At 63.9% G+C, this 17,212-nt stretch carries 13 protein-coding genes; 3 read left to right on the top strand and 10 right to left on the bottom strand.

What is annotated here, in order from left to right:
• Both C501_RS12835 and C501_RS0107635 read left to right on the top strand, forming a co-directional pair.
• A partial coding sequence (locus C501_RS12835) for an integrase core domain-containing protein (RefSeq protein WP_018133696.1) occupies positions 1-261 on the top strand: 261 nt, incomplete at its 5' end.
• A gap of 384 nt (positions 262-645) precedes the next feature.
• Positions 646-1,869, top strand: a complete 1,224-nt coding sequence (locus C501_RS0107635) for a S1 family peptidase (protein WP_018135039.1) — start codon at positions 646-648, stop codon at positions 1,867-1,869.
• Between the two features lie 73 nt (positions 1,870-1,942).
• On the opposite strand, the gene C501_RS0107630 is transcribed toward C501_RS0107635, so the two are convergent.
• Genes C501_RS0107630 through C501_RS0107620 form a run of 3 tightly spaced genes read right to left on the bottom strand, consistent with a single transcriptional unit; the run spans position 1,943 to position 5,669 of the window.
• Positions 1,943-2,848 (bottom strand): sugar ABC transporter permease, encoded by a 906-nt coding sequence (locus C501_RS0107630; RefSeq protein WP_018135038.1) that lies wholly within the window; start codon positions 2,846-2,848, stop codon positions 1,943-1,945.
• The gene (locus tag C501_RS0107625) at positions 2,845-4,446 is read right to left on the bottom strand and encodes an ABC transporter permease subunit (RefSeq protein ID WP_018135037.1); all 1,602 of its coding nucleotides are present in this window, start codon (positions 4,444-4,446) and stop codon (positions 2,845-2,847) included. The genes C501_RS0107630 and C501_RS0107625 overlap by 4 nt, the downstream gene beginning before the upstream one ends.
• Complete coding sequence (locus C501_RS0107620; protein ID WP_026174730.1) at positions 4,443-5,669, bottom strand: sugar ABC transporter substrate-binding protein; 1,227 nt, start codon at positions 5,667-5,669, stop codon at positions 4,443-4,445. The genes C501_RS0107625 and C501_RS0107620 overlap by 4 nt, the downstream gene beginning before the upstream one ends.
• A gap of 201 nt (positions 5,670-5,870) precedes the next feature.
• Here C501_RS0107620 and C501_RS0107615 point away from each other — a divergent pair, with 201 nt between their 5' ends.
• Positions 5,871-6,899, top strand: a complete 1,029-nt coding sequence (locus C501_RS0107615; protein ID WP_018135035.1) for a LacI family DNA-binding transcriptional regulator — start codon at positions 5,871-5,873, stop codon at positions 6,897-6,899.
• Positions 6,900-6,921: 22 nt separating this feature from the next.
• Here C501_RS0107615 and C501_RS0107610 read toward each other — a convergent pair whose 3' ends face one another.
• From C501_RS0107610 to C501_RS0107580, 7 genes are read right to left on the bottom strand one after another with little or no spacing between them, the layout of a single operon-like run.
• Positions 6,922-7,863 (bottom strand): isocyanide synthase family protein, encoded by a 942-nt coding sequence (locus C501_RS0107610; RefSeq protein ID WP_169332125.1) that lies wholly within the window; start codon positions 7,861-7,863, stop codon positions 6,922-6,924.
• A complete protein-coding gene (locus C501_RS0107605) occupies positions 7,856-9,247 on the bottom strand; it encodes a cytochrome P450 (protein WP_018135033.1) in 1,392 nt (463 codons plus the stop codon). Before C501_RS0107605 ends, C501_RS0107610 begins: the two co-directional genes overlap by 8 nt.
• A complete protein-coding gene (locus tag C501_RS0107600) occupies positions 9,244-11,643 on the bottom strand; it encodes a heavy metal translocating P-type ATPase (RefSeq protein WP_018135032.1) in 2,400 nt (799 codons plus the stop codon). The genes C501_RS0107605 and C501_RS0107600 overlap by 4 nt, the downstream gene beginning before the upstream one ends.
• Entirely contained in the window at positions 11,640-13,772 is a 2,133-nt protein-coding gene (locus tag C501_RS0107595) for a cytochrome c oxidase assembly protein (protein WP_018135031.1), read from the bottom strand. The genes C501_RS0107600 and C501_RS0107595 overlap by 4 nt, the downstream gene beginning before the upstream one ends.
• Positions 13,765-14,709 (bottom strand): ABC transporter ATP-binding protein, encoded by a 945-nt coding sequence (locus C501_RS0107590; RefSeq protein ID WP_018135030.1) that lies wholly within the window; start codon positions 14,707-14,709, stop codon positions 13,765-13,767. The genes C501_RS0107595 and C501_RS0107590 overlap by 8 nt, the downstream gene beginning before the upstream one ends.
• On the bottom strand, positions 14,706-15,851 hold the full coding sequence (locus tag C501_RS12830; protein ID WP_156807685.1) for a FecCD family ABC transporter permease: 1,146 nt from the start codon (positions 15,849-15,851) through the stop codon (positions 14,706-14,708). Before C501_RS12830 ends, C501_RS0107590 begins: the two co-directional genes overlap by 4 nt.
• Positions 15,852-15,886: 35 nt before the next feature.
• Entirely contained in the window at positions 15,887-17,014 is a 1,128-nt protein-coding gene (locus tag C501_RS0107580; protein ID WP_018135028.1) for an ABC transporter substrate-binding protein, read from the bottom strand.
• Positions 17,015-17,212 lie beyond the last annotated feature (198 nt).

The following is a 17,212-nucleotide window of genomic DNA, read 5'->3' as shown; positions in this document are numbered from 1 at the left end:
GTTGGTTCCCGTGGCGATAGCTACGACAACGCTCTGGCTGAAGCCGTCAACGCCGTCTATAAGACCGAACTGATCAAAGCACGCAAACCCTGGCGCACCGTGGAAGAAGTAGAGCTCGCCACACTGGAATGGGTGTGGTGGTACAACAATCAACGCCTCCACTCCGCCCTGGGCTACCAATCACCCCAAGAATTCGAGACCGCCCACTACGCCGGCCTCGAACCCACGCGAACGCCAACCGGCGCCCTCGCAAAAACCTAGGAACCAAACCCAGGACAATTCATATCCGCGGCGTCCCAGAGAGTCTGTTCGAGTGACTTCTTCGGTTTTGGCTTCGCTGCGCGTTGCGCCATCTAATACTTCTCCTCCGCACGTATGACGCGCAGCAGTTCAACTTGTACGTCCTCATGCTATCCGGCCGTACTGACGTCGACCTGGATTCGGTCAGAGTTGGCCGTGTTTGAGCCCGGATGGAAAGTAACACTAGCCCCAAGCTAGACACCCCCCGCTCCCAGGCATTCCGGGGAGAACTTCCAGCGATTCCGGAAACTTGATCGCATAGGCTCCCACCGTCACTGACCCCTGTGGGTGACCTTCGGGACCCTCGCAGATCCCGGAGAAAATCTTGACTCCAAAGGAACAGTCATGAAATCTCAATCCACTCTGCGGAAAGCCTGCCTGACCGGCTTGGCTACTACCTCGCTGCTAGCCGGCACCTTATCGTTGGCAGCACTCGGCGCTTCCAGCGCCACTGCTGCACCGCAGAACGATCCGGTGCAGGCAGCGGTTGATTACCTAGTGAGCGAAGGGATCAGCCCCGCTGAAGCCCAGCATCGCATCGACACCCAAGCAGCTCGGGGCGAGCTCGCCCAGAAGCTGGAGAGCACGCTCAGCACGCATATCGGCGGAGCCTACACGGACCCGGCGAGCGGCGAGCTGACCGTGGCCGCAAGCGATGACCTCGGTGCCGCTCAGGCAGCGGCCCAGGGCCTGAAGTCAGTGCGGGTAACGAACTCGCTGAGCAGCCTGCAGGCTGCCAGCAGTGCTCTGGACACGGCATTCGACGCCGGCACGGGGGCTCGCTGGGCGGTGGATACCGTAGCCAATAAAGTCGAACTGACGCTCAAGAACGGCACGGAGCTTAACGCGGCGCAGCAAGCCGCAGTGAACGCGAACGCCTCCACGGTCAAGATCACATACACCTCGACCACCGCAAGCCCGGCAGCCGGGGCAGCGGCCTACGGCGGCCAGCGCTACCTCTTCGACAACGATCAGTACACCTGCTCCATCGGCTTCTTCGCGAAGAGCAACAACAACCCCTCGGACATCAAAGGGGTGCAGGCAGGCCACTGCACCACGGACGTCGGCGGCCGGATCAGCAAGAACGGCTCCGACTTCGGCACCAATGAGGACAGCACCTTCGGCTCCGGAAGCTCGACCGACTACGGTTTGCTGGATATCAACACCAACAACTTCAGCGGTAAGGGCGCGGTGGATAAGTACGATGGCACGTACCTAAGCGTCAAAGGTTCCACGAACGTAGCGGTAGGAGACACGATCTGCAAATCCGGCCAGAAGACCGGTTTCAAGTGCTCCCGGGTCACCTCGACCAACGCCTCCGTGACCTACAACGCCAACAACGTCACCCTGCGGAACATGATCCGCACCAACGGCTGCACCATCCCGGGCGATTCCGGCGGCTCCAACCTCTCCGGCAACTACGCCGCTGGCGTGACCTCCGGCGGGAACTTCACCAAGAGCGGGAACCAGTACTACTGCGCCTCGAACTCCGGGCAGGCCGACGAGACCTATGTGCAGAAAATCGGGCCGGCCCTCCAGGCCTATAACGTGAGCCTGCTGACTTCCTAGTTCTCACCCCACAACACGACGGCGGGTGGCTCACTGAGAGAGTGAGTCACCCGCTGGTGTTATTCAAAGCACCTCAGCCCTTGACGGACCCTGCCGTCAGCCCGGAGACGATATACCGCTGCAAGAATAAGAACAGCAGCACCACGGGCAGTGCGGAGAGCACCGCTCCGGCGGCGAAAGTGCCCCAGTTCTGGCTGAATTCGACCGCGATTAGCTGATAGAGCCCCACCGAGAGCGTCCAGCGGTTAGGGTCCTGCAGCACGATCTGCGCCAGCAGGAAGTCGGAGAAGCTGCCGACGAAGGCCAAGATGCCGACCACGACCAGGATCGGGGTCACTAGACGCAGCATGATGGTCCAGAAGACCTGGGCGTGACTCGCCCCATCGATGGTCGCGGCCTCGTCGAGTTCCCGGGGGATGGTGTTGAAGAAGCCGAACATCAAGAAGGTATTGGCACCCAGCGCCCCGCCCAAGTAGACCGCCACCAGGCCGAGCTGCGAATTCAGCCCCAGTGCCGGGTAGATGTCCTGGAGCGCGAAGAGCAGCAAGAAGATCGCCACGAACGCCAAGAGCTGCGGGAACATCTGAATGATCAGCAGGGCCGTGAGGGAGACTCTGCGGCCGGTGAACCGGAAGCGGGAGAAAGCGTAGGCCGCGGCGGCTCCCATCAGCACGGCACCCACCGCAGTGGTGCCGGAGATGAACATCGAATTGGCGAACCAGCGCAGGAACGGGGTCTGCGGGTTGCTCAGCAGCGTTTCGTAATTAGAGCCGCTCACCTCCGTGAAGAGCTCATTGGAGGCGATGAGCGTACCGGAGGTCACCAAAGAGGCGTTGACGGTATAGAGCAGCGGGAAGAGCGCGAAGATCACCGCGGGGATGGCGATCAAGTGGCGCCAGCCGCCGCGCTGGAACCGCCGCCACAGCGTAGGGCGGTTGGTCTTGGGATTGCTCGTTCCAGGGTTAGCTACTGACGTCATGAGCTGATGTCCTCCAAAGCCTTGCTGCGGCGGAACGTGAGCAGGGAGACCACCGCGACCATGATGAAGATCAGGATGGAGATCGCGCTCGCCAGGCCGTACTGGCTCGCCCCGCTTTCGAAAGCGATCTTGTAGACGAAAGTGATCAGAATGTCGGTGGCTCCCACTCCGGTAGCGGAATCGAGATCTCGCGGCCCGCCGTTGGTCAGCAGGTAGATCACATTGAAGTTATTGAAGTTCATGGCGAAGGAGGCGATGAGCAGCGGGCCCACGGCGACCAGGAGCAGCGGCAGCGTGATCCGGCGGAAGGAGTTCCAGGGGCCGGCTCCATCGAGGCGAGCCGACTCGTAGAGATCGCTGGGGATGCTCTGCAGAGCCCCCATGCAGATGAGGAACATGTACGGGAATCCGAGCCAGAGGTTGACCAGCAGGACGCTGACCTTGGCCAGCACCGGATCCGTCAACCAGGGAATCTGAGCACCGCCGAACAGCACTTCGTTGATGAACCCGAAGTCCCGGTTGAGCAGGCCCGCCCAGACGAGCACCGAGAGGAAGACCGGAAAGGCATAAGGGAGAAAGAGCAGCGCCCGGTAGATGCCCCGCCCTTTCATACTGGGCTTGTTGAAGAGCAGAGCCAGGAACAGACCGGCGAAGAAGGTCAGCAGAACCGAGAGGATCGCGAAGGCGAAAGTCCACAGCGTGACCGCTAAGAAAGGGCCGCCCAGAATCTTGGGGTCGAAGATCGCCGCGAAGTTCGAGAAGCCGACATTGACCTGCCAGCCCGGAGTCAACCGCTGCCCGTCGGCTGAAACGAAATTGCCCCCGTCATCCGGGCGGTACTCTGTGCCGTTCTCGGCTGTCATCGCATCCTGCGAGGATTTATATGTCAATCCAGGCATATATTCGTAGGCCCAGTAGCCGTCATTGGTCCGCAAAGAAGCTCCGGAGCCGGGAACCGGCACTCTGAGCTGCGCGACGTCCTCTTGCACCGCCAGCACCTCGGAAGAACTCAGCGCGGTGTACCCGGGAATCTGCCAGCTGCCGGGATCCCCCGTCATATCGGCCAGCACCTGCAGCCCGCTGCGCTCCGTGCCGATGAATTTGAGCGGTGATCCCTGCTGCTGCGCGGCTAGAGCCAGGCTGCCGTCATCGGCTTGGAAGACCGCGATCCGGTAATCGGAACTGCCGTCGACCCTAGTCTCGCTATTGGCCACGATCGCCCGTACCGCGGCTTCTTTGCTGGAGTTGTGCCCGTCCCCATAGTTGGTGAAGGCCGTACCCGCGGTGAACAGGATGACGAAGACCTGAAAGACGATCAGGAAGGTGAGGCCCGGGGCCAAATACTTGAAGGGCACCAAACGCTTACCGGGCAAGAAGTACACCAGGTTCGCCAGAATCAGGGCGATCACCAGGAACGCCAGGATGCCCCAGTTGGCCACGGCCCAGGAGGCCAGAATGCCGTAGAGCCCGAAGGCGTTGACGGCGGCCATGAGCACTAATTTGATGACGAACCCGCGTGTACTGCCGCTACGGCCCAGCCGGCTGTGCGCCGTTCTGCCGTCCCGCGCTTCCGTTTCATTCACTTTCCTGCTGCTCACTGGATAGCTCCTTCGATCGAACCAACCATCCGCCGCCAGAGCGTCGCCGGATCACCCTGCTGGTTGATGATCCCGGCTTCAGTCGACCCCCAGAAATTCCATACCGCGCCCATCTGCGGGATGGCCGGCATCGGCACCCCGGTTTCCGCGATGCTGGCGTAATCACTCATGATCTGATCGTCGATCTCGGCGATGGCGCTCTGCAGTGCCGGAGCCCGCCCCGTGGCTTCGAACATCGCCAGTTGCGCCTCCGGCCGGGTGAGGTAATTCGCCACGAAGTTCTGAGCGGCGAGGGGCTGGCTGCTTTCCGCGCTGACATAGGCCATCTGCGCTCCGACGAAAGGCTGCGCCAGCTGCGGGCCGGCCGGCGGGAACGGCAGCACCGTCATTGACATCCCGGCGGCCCGGAGGTCAGGAAGGTTCCACGGGCCGGAGACCAGGAAGGGGGTGCGGCCGCTGAGGAAGAGAGTTTTGGTGACATCCGTGGTCAGTGAGGTGTTGAGCACGCCTCGCTGGCCCAGCTGCGCGAGGTACTCGGCGAACGCCGTCCCCTCGGGGCCGCCCATCGCCAATTGCGGAATGTACTGGCCGTCGGGGTCGCGTTCGAAGACTTCAGCTCCGAAAGACGTCTGCAGAGGGTACAAGTGATAGGGATCGCTGCCGTCCGGTGTCTGCGGGATCGCGAGAGGATAGTCCGCCCGGCCGGCATCGACCACCTCCTGCCCGGCGGCGATGAGCTCCTCGAAGCTTTGCGGCGCGGCCTGGCTGAGCCCATCATTGCGCAAGACCGCGATGGTCTCGATCGCGAAGGGGACTCCGTACGTCCTGCCATCATAGGTTGCGGCGGTGGTCGCCACCGGAGCGAACTCCTGCTGGCGCTGACCGAGCTCCACCGGGGCTAAGATGCCATTGCTGACGAGCTGCCCCAGCACGTCATGGGCGCCCAGAACGATGTCCGGGCCCTGGCCGGTGGGAGCCTGGGTGATGAAATCACTGACCACTTGATCACTGAAATCCCGCTGTACCAGATTGATTTTCACACCGGTATCGGCGGTGAACTGATCGACAGTCGGCTGCAAGCCGGCGACTTCTTGGGTTCCAGCCCAGATCGTGAGCTCCCCGGGGCCGCCCAGAAGCACTGGGGTCTCGCTACTCGCGCAGCCAGCAAGTGCTAGAGCGGAAATCAGGGCGCCTAGCCCTAGAGCTACCCGTGTCTTGCGCATCTCCACTCCAGATCATCAGCGACCGTCACCCGGCGGGCCTTGCTCACACCGACTGCTTGAAGTGTAAACGTTTACAAAAATTGCCGCAATATATTCACCAGAAGTTCCCTTTACAATTCTGGAGCTTAGAATCTAAAGTAAAAAATGACAGTGAAAACGGTTCCATTTTCTCCCCACATTCCCCCTTTTCGATGAGGCATCATGGTAAGCATCAAAGACGTCGCCGCCCGCGCCGGCGTCTCCACCGCCACTGTCTCCCGCGCATTGAACGACGGCGGCCGGGCATCGGCTTCCACTCGGCAAAAGGTGCGTCAGGCCGCTAGCGAACTGGGGTACGTCGCCTCGGCCCTCGGCTCCGGCCTGGCCACCGGGCGCACGCGCAATATCGGCGTGATCGTACCGCTCATCGATCGCTGGTTCTACGCTCAAGTGGTCAGCGGCATCGCCGCCACCCTGCAGGATCTCGGCTACGATCTCGCGCTCTACAACACCGCTATCCAGCCGGAGCAAGAAGAACGAATCTTTCACGACTACATCTACCGGCGCCAAGTCGATGCCGTCATCTCGGTGTCTTTGCAGTTGACCACCAGGGACGTGGAATTCCTAAGATCCCTGGGCCGCCCGGCAGTAGGCATCGGCTTCGCCCTGGCGGGCCTGGCCACCGTGGGGGTCGACGATGAAGCCATGGCCCGCACCGCGACCGGGCATCTCACCGGCCTCGGGCACCGGCGCATCGCGTATATCGGCACCGGTCCGAATGATCAGAGCTACTCGCCCCTCAACGGCCGGCTCACCGGATTCCGGGCGGCGCTCAACACCGCCGGGATAACGCCCCGGCCGGAATGGATCCTGGAATCCGATTTCACGGTTCTCGACGCCGCGCAGAAGGTCACGGCGCTCCTCGCCTCCCCCGAGCGGCCGAGCGCGGTATTCTGCGCATCGGATGAAATAGCCATCGGCGGGGTGCTCGGGGCTTCTCAGCTGGGCCTGCGGATCCCGGAGGATGTCTCCTTCATCGGCATCGACGGACACGAGATCGGCGAAGCCCTCGGCTTGACGACGATCGACCAGCAGCCGGCGCATCAGGGCTCCCTGGCCGCGCAGCTGCTACTGGACTCGCTCGATTCGGCGGCGCAGAACCCGCAGACTCTGAGCCCGGAGCACCATCTGGTTCCGGGAACGCTCCGACTGCGTCGCAGCACTCGGGCGATCAGCGCAGACCTGGCATGAAGCCCGTCAGTTTCACAGCGGATCAGGCAGGAGCGTACTCAACATGACTGGGCCGGCCATCCCGGGATACCGTGACCGCCCCCGGGGGCAACTCTTCGCGCCGGACCAGACTGAACATGCCATCCGAACTACGTAAAGGGATGGCGTGCCAGGGCGTGGTCCAGGCCGAGGATACCTCCAGCAGCCGGATGCCCAGTTTTTCCGCACCGCGGCGCTGCGGGTGAATCGAGAGCCGTACCGCACCCGGGAAGCGCTGATCCACTACCTCGCCCCAGGCCTGGGAGCGCTGCATCACGGCATAGCCTCTGCGCCGGCACTCCCGCTGCAATTGGGATTTGGTACCGGAATAGTCATAGCTGTCCTCCACCATGAACCGCACCACTCCGCGGTACAGGGAGGTCATATCCGGATCGCTGCGCACTTTATCCCGCAGCAGCTCCAGATCCGGCCCAAAGTTCTCGATGACCCACGGCCGGATCTCATCGTATTCCCGATCCGGCATGAGCTCGTTCAGGGCGAAGAAGGAGAGCTGAGTCAGCGAATCGGCCTCCGCCATCCGCCGCAAGCAGGAGACATAGTTGTCGATATCAGCATCGGCAACACCGATCACATCAGCGAAGATATGACCATCCGAGCAGATGACGATCTCCGCTCCCGGCGGGTAGAACTCCCCAATCTGCCGGCACAGCTCATCCAGGAACCGCAACGACTCCCGCTCCCCGGCATCCGGTAGGGGGCCCAGGACTTTGGCCGGATTAGGGGATTTGCACGGGAACCCGGGCAGCACGAAAAGCACCGGCTCGGAGCGGGCGATCCAGTCCCGGATCTGCTGCCGCTGGACCGGGAAGCCCTCCGGATGCTCCGGCTGATCCTCCCGGTACTCCGCCGACGGCGCCCGCCGGTGCTGGAGGAATAGGCTGAGAATCCGATCAGCCAACGCTGGAGTGTCCAGGGCATCAGACATCGGGAAGGCCTCCGGGCTCTGGGCCGGCAGCAGCCAGCCGTCTGTCATAGTGCACGGGCAGCTCGGTCACTCCGCGGGAGAGCGCAGCGCTGAGCCAGGGCAGCTCGGTCGTATCGGGGACCGCCAAAGCGAGTCCGGGCAGGCGCTCCAATAAGCTGCTCAGCGCGATATTGAGCTCGGTTCTGGCCAGATACGTCCCGGGGCAGCGGTGCACGCCGTGCCCGAATGTCAGCTGGCTCCGGGAGTCCGCCCTGTCGAAGTCGACTTCCCCCGGGTCGGGGAACTGCCGGTGATCCCGATTCGCCGCAGCCAGGCTGATGATGACCGAATCCCCGGCCGGCACCCGCTGGCCGTGGAATTCCGTGTCCTCGGTGAAGAACCTCCACGTCGCCAACTCGAAAGCCCCGTCGTAGCGCATCAGCTCATCGATGAGATCCTCGCGCTGCGCGGGCTCGGCGCTCAGGAAGCGCTCCCGCGCCTCCGGCTGGGTGAAGAAGGCAAGAAGCGCCAGACTGATCTGGAATGTCACCGGCTCCTGCCCCGCCGCGAGCAACTGGAAGATCACCGAGCGCATCTCGTTCTCGCTGATCTGCCCCGCGGCCTCAGCGGTGACGAGATCGGTCAGCAGACTCTGCGCGGCCCCGGCTTCTCGGCTGCGTTCGATCACCGCGTCGATATAGGCTTCCAGCTCGGCGAGAAGCCTCGCATACTCATTGCGCCACGGATCATCAGGGCCCACCGGAGCCACCACCCGGCTCCACTGCCTGCGGAAGTCCCCGGCGAGGTCCGATGGCAGCCCGATCGCTTCGGCCAGCACCCGGAAGGGGAAGATCGCAGCGAAGCTCGCCACCGCATCCACCGGGGGCTCGCCCGTCAGCGCACTGGTGGGGAGAGCGTCGATCAGCTCATCGGCTATCGCCTGCGCTGAAGCACTCTGCGCCACGGCCCGGCTCCGGCTGAAAACCGGGCTGATCAGCTTGCGCATCACCGTGTGCTTGGGTGCGTCCTGGTGCAGGAGGTGACCTTGCAACCGGGAATGCTGCGGCTCCGGCATGATGGAGGCCTTGGCCCGCCAGGCATCATTGCCGTGCTGGTGATCTTTGTGCAGCCGTTCATCGGCGAGAGCATCCCGGGCGGCCGCATAACCGGTCACGAGCCAGGCGTGCACACCCGAGGGGAAGAGCACCCGGTGCAGCGGCCCTTGCTCGGCGAGCTGTCGGTACAGCGGATAGGGATTCTGGAGGTAGTCGGTACCGGACAAGATCACCGCTCCGGTTTCATCACGGTTGATCAACCACTGCTTCTCCGAGTGATCCGGTGAGGCATCTGCTGCTCCGGCTTCCGCCGGAGCGTGCGGGAAGGGACACGAGGATCCGCTGGTCATCGCGCCCTTTCCCGTTCCAGCTCCCGCACCGGGCCGTCAGTAGCGGTGGACTCCTGGTCCATCGGGGCTCCCGGTATCTGTATTTCCGAAGAGTTGAGCGGGACGAAATTACGCAATCGCAGGCTGTTGCTGACCACGAAAAGACTGGACAACGCCATCGCGGCACCCGCGATCAGAGGATTGAGCAGACCGAAAGCGGCGAGCGGCAGTGCCGCTATGTTGTAAACGAAGGCCCAGATCAGATTGCTGCGAACGGTGCCCAGCGTGCGCCGAGCCAAGGCGATAGCCTCCGGGATCACTCGGGTATCCTGCCGGACCAGGATGATATCCGCGGACTTCATCGCGACATCCGTACCAGTGACCAAAGCCAGGCCCAGATTCGCGGTGGCGAGGGCGGCGGCGTCATTGATGCCGTCGCCCACCATCGCCACCTTGCGGCCCTGGCTCTGCAGCTCGGTGATCACTTCGGCCTTGCCCGCGGGCAGCACGCCGGCGATCGACTCCTCGATGCCGAGGTGCTCGGCGAGCTCCGCGGCCACCTCTGGCCGATCTCCGCTGAGCAGGACCACCCGCAGCCCCATACGATGCAGTTCTGCCACCGCCTCCCCAGCGCCTTCGCGCAGGCCGTCCCGGAGCAGGAAGCGGGCTACAAGATCGCCGTCCAATGCCATGAAGACCTCTGTTGCGCCGGCTTCTTCGCCCTGAGGCGCCTCCGGGAGGCGCGCAGTAGACGATAGCCCGAGGTCCGCCATCATCCGGCGATTGCCGATCGTCACGGAATGCCCGGAGACCAGGGCGCTGACCCCGGCACCGGGGACTGCCCGGAACTCCTCGGCGGGCGCGGTCTGCTCCACGCCGAGCTGCTGCCGGGCGTATTCGAGGACGGCCCGGCCCGTGGGGTGCTCGGTATCCGCCTCCGCAGCCGCTGCGAGTTCCAGGATCTGCTGCTCGCTCGGGGCGCTGAAAGAGCCGAGCAGTTCGAAGCTGCTGACCTGCATCTGGCCCGTAGTCAGGGTGCCGGTCTTATCGAGGACCACGGTATCGATCCGGCCTGAAGACTCCAGGGCCTGCTGGCTCTTGATCAGGATGCCCAGTTGGCTGCCGCGGCCGACGCCCACCATGAGCGCCATGGGCGTCGCGAGCCCCAAGGCGCACGGGCAGGCGATGATCAGTACCGCGATAGCGGAGCCGAAGGCCCGCTCCAAGGAATTGCCGGTGAGCATCCAGGCCGCGAAGACCACGACAGACAGGATGAGGATCACCGGAACGAAGACGCTGACGATCCGCTCCACCAAGGCTTGCACATTGGCTTTCCGGGTCTGCGCGTGCTCGGCGAGCGCGGTCAGCTGGGCGAGCTGGGTGTTCTGGCCGATCCCGGTAGCCCGGATCACCAGGCGCCCATCCAAGACCACGGTGCCGGCGCTCACCTCGCTGCCGGGTTCGCAGAACCGGGGCTCCGCCTCGCCGGTCATCGCCGAGGTATCCACCCCGGCTCGGCCTTCCACCACGACGCCGTCGCAGCCGACGCGCTCCCCCGGGCGGACCACGACCAGATCCCCCGGACGTAACTGCCGGACGTCGATGACCATTTCCACGGGCGGCTCAGCAGTTCCTGACGCAGCGGTTTCAGAGGCAGCACCGGAAGCAGGGCGCAGCACCCGGACTTCACCCACCGCGAGCCGGGCCAGCGCGCCTAGGACATCGGCGGCCTTACGCCGCGACTTCGCTTCGAAGTACCGGCCGGCGAGCAGGAAGGTGGTCACGCCCGCGGCGACTTCCAGGTAGATCGAATCGGCCCCGGGCGGGGTCTGGCCGAAGCCGACCCAGTAGCCGGGCGTGGTCTTATCAGAGAAGGCGATCGCGAAGACCGACCAGAAGTAGGCGGCGAGGACTCCGATGGAGACCAAGGTGTCCATGCTGAAGGCGCCGTGGCGCAGATTGCGGGCCGCAGCCCGGTAGAAGGGCCAGGCGCACCAGAAGACCACCGGCGTGGCGATGGCCACGCAGAGCCAGTCCCAGAACGGGAAGCGCAGCGAGGGCACCAGCGCCAGCACGATGGCCAGGTTGCCCAGCGGCAGAGTCAGCAGCGCCGCGACGACCAGCCTGCGCAGGAGCATAGAGCTCTGATCCGGCGCACTGGCTTCCGGCAGGGAGCCCCGGGAATCCCGGTTGACGGGAACCGCTCCGTAACCGGCTGCCTCAACCGCCGCAACGGCTTCCTGGACCCGCTCCGGCTCAAGGTTGCGCAGCACCGCCCGCTCGGTCGCGAAATTGACGCTCGCCTCGACCCCGTCCAGGCGGTTGAGTTTTTTCTGGATCCGCAGAGCGCAGGCAGAGCACGTCATACCGGACAGCTCCAGCTCTACCGGCTCCTGGTCCGTCATCGTGACGCTCATCGCGAGCCTCTTTCCTGAACCTCTTGAGCTGCCGGCACTGCCTGCGACTCCTGCGCCTCAGGAGATTCCTGGTCTTGACCCGGAACGGCCTGCAGATTTGTATCGCCCTGCGCAGGCGGCTGCCCACTGGAGCGTTTGGAAAGAGTCGCCAGCATTTCGTTATAGCTGTCCAGATTCGCTTCTCCGCTGCGGTCTCCCTGACGATCCTGGCGTCGGGATTCCCGCTCATCAGAACGCGACCACTGGGTCAGCAATGCTACTACCACCACGATAAGAGGCAACTCCCCGGCGGCCCAGGCTATGCCCCCGCCCAGGTATTGATCCGCTGTGAAATCGGTGTTCCAATCCGGAGCGAGCGTGCGGTAGAGGTTATCGGCGATGATCGTCGTCGAGGACATCAGGGCTACCGCGAAGAAGGCGTGGAACGGCATTGCCGCTAGCGCGAAGCCCAGCTTGCCGATGTACGGCAAGGGCCTGGGCGCTCGATCCACACCGATCACCAGCCAGTAGAAGAGGTAGCCGGAGATCATGAAGTGCAGATTCATCAGCTGGTGCGTCCAGTGATAGCGCATGCCGAACTCGAAGAGCGGGGAGAAGTACAGCAGGTAATACGAGCCGACGAAGATCGCGAAAACCAGAAGCGGCTGGGTGAGCAATGCGGTCAGCCGGGAGTGCATCATCGCATTGATCCACTCCCGGGGTCCGTTGAGCGAACCGGCCCGGGCCGGGTGCAGGGCTCGCAGCGCCAGGGTCACTGGGCCGCCAAGCACTAGGAGTACCGGGGCCAGCATATTCAGGCCCATATGGCTGAGCATGTGCAGACTGAAAGAGCCGGGCGAGCGGATGCCCCACTGCGAGGAGGTCATGTAATAGACGCAGACCCAGCCCAGCACCCAGCTGATCGTACGGCCGACGGGCCACCGATCACTGCGCCGGTGCAGCACCCAGATGCCCAGCAGATAAAGTCCGATGCCCAGCAGCGCCAGGATCAAAAAGAGCATATTCTGCCGCGCGGGCAGCAGCCACTCGACCAACGTGCGGCTGCCGTCGATCGAGAACCCCAGATAATTCTCCTGGCTGGTCTGGGATTGCGCGTACCGGGGCGGCACGACGCGGCCCAGGCTGAAATACGAGGCGAGCGCGATGCACCCCAGCATAAGCCCGGTGGTCAGCAGGGCCGCGTAACCACGAGGGCTGCGGCCGTCGGTGTCCATGGCCTGGTTGAATCTCCAACGGAGCACGAAAAGCAGAGCTGCTCCCGCCAGCATCGACAACAGGAGCACCGTGAGCACCACCCCGTATTCGGACTCCCACGGCGCGGTCCCGGCGAGGCCCTGCCAGCCGACCACAAGATAGGTCAGCAGCGCCACCAAAACCGCCGCTAAAGCACCCAGATGAGCGCGGCGGAAAGCCTGTAAGCTCAGCCTTCGACCGCTGGCCAGGTGCCAGTAGACGGCCAGCAGAAGGGCGATCCAGATTAGCAGTGGGGGGAAGCCGAATCCTGCCGCATCGGAGGCGAAATCGTGATCGACGCCCACGGAGACCTGACCCGTGAACACGACCGCCAGGAACCCGCCGAGCACTCCGACGGCACCCATGGTCCAGCTGGCCGGGCCCGGTCGGAACCAGAGGAGCGGAACGACTACCACAGCGATCACGGCGCTGATGATCCAGACCTGCGAAGACTGCGTGCTCTCGATGAAGTCGATCACCCTGGCGTTGAAGACTCGGTTCAGGGACACCCCGTTGTTATCCGCACCGATGAAGAAGATCAACAGCAGGCTGCACACGCCCCATAAAGCCACGAGTCCGGCAGCTCTTCGGGATACCACGCGGAGATCTCGGGCCTCCTCCGAGCCAGCAGCCGCCCCGCGCTTCCAGAGCAGAACCATGGCGAGGAGAATCTGCGAAAGAGCCGCCACAGCCCCCAGCAAGGCCGCGGCGCGGAGCAGGGACGTCGCCAGGCTGGTGAAGAGATCGGGCCGGTTCCGATGCAGGCCGTCGTAATACTCACCGCCTTGAACCAGGGGAATCACTATGGCCAGCAGCAGTATCGCAGCGGCGCAGAGCAGGGGAACCGCTACCCGGGGGCGGCGGAGTGTACCGGATGCATTTTTCGTCTCAGTCATTGGCTACCTCCGGTGCCATCGCCCGATCGTGACCGGGCAGGGTAGTCTCCAGCGGCGCGCAATGCAGGCTCGGCCGGCCGGTCAGCGGATTGACCCCGAGCGCTGAATGCACCCCGAAGACCTCCCGCATATTCCGCTCTGTGAATACTTCTGTAGGAGAGCCGATGGCGTGCACCGCTCCCTGATTCATCATGACGATCCGATCCGCGTAATCCAGTGCATGATCGAGCTGATGAAGAGCGACCAGGGCCGCCCGCCGTGGTGCCGCGGGCACCGAACCATCAGCAGCACCGGCATAACGGCCTGAAACGGCGGTGGAATCGGCTGTACCGAGCAGGCTGCGGACCAAGTCCAGCAACTCGAGTTGCGCTGCGATGTCCAGGTGGTTCGTGGGTTCGTCCAGGATCAGCAGATCCGCATCCTGGCAGAGCGCCCGGGCGAGCAGAACCCGCTGGCGCTCCCCGCCAGAGAGCTCTGCGAAAAGCCGGTTCGCGAAACTCTCCGCCCCCGTGTCCACCAAAGCCTGATCGACCAGCTCGTGATCCCGTGTGCTCATTCCGGCGAGCGGCCTCAGATAGGGCATACGGCCCATGCTCACCACTTCCCGACCGGTGAAGCCCATTCCCGGGCTCTGCTGCTGAGGCAGGACGCCGCAACGACGTGCAGCCGCCTTAGCGGAAAGCCGCCAAGCATCCTGGTCTCCTAAGAATACCGCGCCACTGCTGGGCCGATGCGCGCGGGCCGCAGCGCCGAGCACCGTGCTCTTCCCGGAACCATTGGGCCCGACGATGGCGGTGAAGCTTCCCGGAGCCAGAGTGAACTCCACATCCTGGATCACCGGGGTGCCGCCCAGACGCACTTCCACCCGTTCCAGGCGCAGCAGTTCCCGCCGCGGCCGCCGCTGTTCGGGGTACGGTTCTGAGATTGCGGCGTTCATCGAGCCTGCTCCGCCCTCTTGCCCGCTCTCTTGACGCGCTTCTCGGAACGCCGCGCAAACTGATGTCCGTGGGATTCCTTGGCGTACAGCAGCCAGAGGAAGAAGGGCGCGCCGAAAACCGCAGTGAAGATCGTCAACGGATACTCATTAGGCGGATCGATGAGCCGGGAGAGCAGATCGATCAGGACGAGGAAGGTCGCGCCGCTCAATAAACTCAGCGGCAGCAGCCGTCGGTAGTCGGCTATGCCCATAAGCCGCAGCGCATGCGGCACGATCAAGCCGACGAATCCCACTGCTCCGGCCACCGCGACCGCAACCGCGGTGAGCAGTGCGGTGGCGATCAACAGCTGGAATCGCAGGCTGTTCACCGAGACACCGAGAGCCACGGCATCTGCTTCGCCGAAGGCCAGAGCATTGAGCTGCCGGCTTTTGGCCATGGTGAAGGCGGCCGCCAGCAGCACGGCGCCCAGCAGCACCGGCAGCTGATCCCAGCGCGCCCCGGAGGTGCTGCCCAGCATCCAGAACAGGATGCCGCGGATCTGCCCCGGATCGACTTGCAGCTGGATGAGCATCGTTCCGGCCATGGCCAGCTGACCGAGCGCGACACCGGCGAGCACGATCCGGTAGCCCGAGAGCGTACCGGATCGCTGAGTGAGCAGTAGAAGGATGAGCAGGGTCAGCAATGCCCCGGCGAATGCGGCCGCGCTGACGCCGATGCCGAGCAGCGCGCCGCTGCCGAACGCCATCACCGATACTGCGCCCAGGGACGAACCGGAGGACACCCCGATCACGAAAGGATCGGTCAGGGGGTTGCCGACTAGACCCTGCAGCACCGCGCCGGCCAGCGCCAAGGCGGCTCCGACCAGCGCGGTCAGCAGAACCCGGGGCAGCCTCAGCTCCCAGACGATCTGCTGCTCCAGCGGTGATACTCCACTACTGGGATCACCAGCTGCGGCCTGACCGCTCAGATTCGTCAGGATCACGCGCAGGATATCCGGCAGACTCAACGAGATCTGGCCCAAGCCGATCGCCAGGGCCACGCTCGCCAGCAGCGCCAAGGTGAGCAGCACTCCGAAGAGCACCGCCCGCGCGGAACGCGGGGACGGTGCTACTTCTTCGGGTGCTCGGAGAGAACGTCGCATCGGGTACTAACGGGTAATAGCAGGAGGTAGATGGCTCAGCTGAAAGCGTCCGGGTGGGCTGCCCTGGCGATCTTCTGGATCGCCTGGGCATTATGCGGGCCCAAGTAGATGCTATCCGCGAGAACCACGTAGTTCTTATTCTGCGAGGCTTTCCATTGCGGGTACGCGGCGAAGATCTTCTCCGCTTCAGCGGCCGGATCCTCACTCGCCATGAAGCGGCCGAGCACCAACAGATCCACTTCGGCTGCTGCCAGCTGCTCGGGGCTGAGGCTACGGGTGAGATCCCGGGCACCGCCGGTGAAGGCGTTACGGGTGCCGGCTGCTTCGAGCATGGTGTCGTAACGGTTGCCGGTCATCACCGCCGGCAGGCCGCTGGCATTCATCATCGACATCCCAGGGACCGCGATCAGCGCGTTGGGGATCTGCCCGTCCTGCGTGGAGGACTGCACTGCCGAACTCGCCTGCTGCACCGTGCTGTCAATGTTGTCCTTGAGTTCGGCAGCCTTGGCCTGAACATCGAAGACCTCGCCCAGCAGGGTGAAAAGCCGCTTCGAGGACTTCCAGGACACCTGTGCCGCGTCCTGCTTCTCTTCCTCAGTAGGTTGCGTTTTGCCGATCGCGCACTGATCCGGGTTGACCAGGGTCTTGGCGCCGATGGCGGCGAGCTGATCCCGGGTGGCCATGCCCATTCCGGCGTCAAAGGCCGCCGAAGAGCTGCCGATCACCAGATCCGGCTCCAGGCTCAGCAAGGTTTCGGCGGGAATATCCCGCTGTGCGGAGAGCGTGCCCACGGTCGGCAGGGCATCGACCCGCTCGGCCATACCGGGCTCGTCGTAGACCCCATAGCTCTGCGCATTGGCGATCACCTGGTCGCCGAGGTCGAGGGCGATGATGCTTTCGACCTCGGCGAGGGAGGCGCCGTTGAGGATGACCACCCGGCTCGGCGCACGGTCGAACTGTTGTTCGCTGCCGCAGTTCTGAACGGTGAGCGGATACTGCGTAGGGCCGGTGCTGACCGTAGCAGCGGAGTCGTCTCCGCTGGAGTTCTGCGAGTTGTTAGAGGTGCTGACGGCGCCGCAAGCGCTGAGGACGAGGGCTGCGGCGACCCCGCCGATGAGCCCGAGCGTCAGTCGGGATGCCTGAGGAGGCGTATGGGAAGGCATAAGGAATCAAGTCTCCTGAACCGGCTGGAAGCCGGGATCGTACCGGGGCTAAAGCTAGTGAGGCTAGTAAGGCTTATCGGTCAGCACTGAGGCAACAGGCTGAGGGCAATGAGCAGCGTGAGAACCCGGTAATGGTGAGAAAAGCGAAGAAAAATCTACAAGATGCTCAAGAGCGAAAAGGGCTCTGAGCGGAATTGG

The sequence above is a fragment of the Acaricomes phytoseiuli DSM 14247 genome (genome assembly GCF_000376245.1).
Taxonomy (GTDB): domain Bacteria; phylum Actinomycetota; class Actinomycetes; order Actinomycetales; family Micrococcaceae; genus Renibacterium; species Renibacterium phytoseiuli.
This window is presented reverse-complemented; position numbering and strand designations above follow the sequence as displayed.

Excerpts from the sequence above, each read along its gene's own strand:
- C501_RS0107635 (WP_018135039.1), top strand. The coding sequence starts at position 646 with ATGAAATCTCAATCCACTCTGCGGAAAGCCTGCCTGACCGGCTTGGCT.
- C501_RS0107630 (WP_018135038.1), bottom strand. The coding sequence starts at position 2,848 with ATGACGTCAGTAGCTAACCCTGGAACGAGCAATCCCAAGACCAACCGC.
- C501_RS0107620 (WP_026174730.1), bottom strand. The coding sequence starts at position 5,669 with ATGCGCAAGACACGGGTAGCTCTAGGGCTAGGCGCCCTGATTTCCGCT.
- C501_RS0107615 (WP_018135035.1), top strand. The coding sequence starts at position 5,871 with ATGGTAAGCATCAAAGACGTCGCCGCCCGCGCCGGCGTCTCCACCGCC.
- C501_RS0107610 (WP_169332125.1), bottom strand. The coding sequence starts at position 7,863 with ATGTCTGATGCCCTGGACACTCCAGCGTTGGCTGATCGGATTCTCAGC.
- C501_RS0107605 (WP_018135033.1), bottom strand. The coding sequence starts at position 9,247 with ATGACCAGCGGATCCTCGTGTCCCTTCCCGCACGCTCCGGCGGAAGCC.
- C501_RS0107600 (WP_018135032.1), bottom strand. The coding sequence starts at position 11,643 with ATGAGCGTCACGATGACGGACCAGGAGCCGGTAGAGCTGGAGCTGTCC.
- C501_RS0107595 (WP_018135031.1), bottom strand. The coding sequence starts at position 13,772 with ATGACTGAGACGAAAAATGCATCCGGTACACTCCGCCGCCCCCGGGTA.
- C501_RS0107590 (WP_018135030.1), bottom strand. The coding sequence starts at position 14,709 with ATGAACGCCGCAATCTCAGAACCGTACCCCGAACAGCGGCGGCCGCGG.
- C501_RS12830 (WP_156807685.1), bottom strand. The coding sequence starts at position 15,851 with ATGCGACGTTCTCTCCGAGCACCCGAAGAAGTAGCACCGTCCCCGCGT.
- C501_RS0107580 (WP_018135028.1), bottom strand. The coding sequence starts at position 17,014 with ATGCCTTCCCATACGCCTCCTCAGGCATCCCGACTGACGCTCGGGCTC.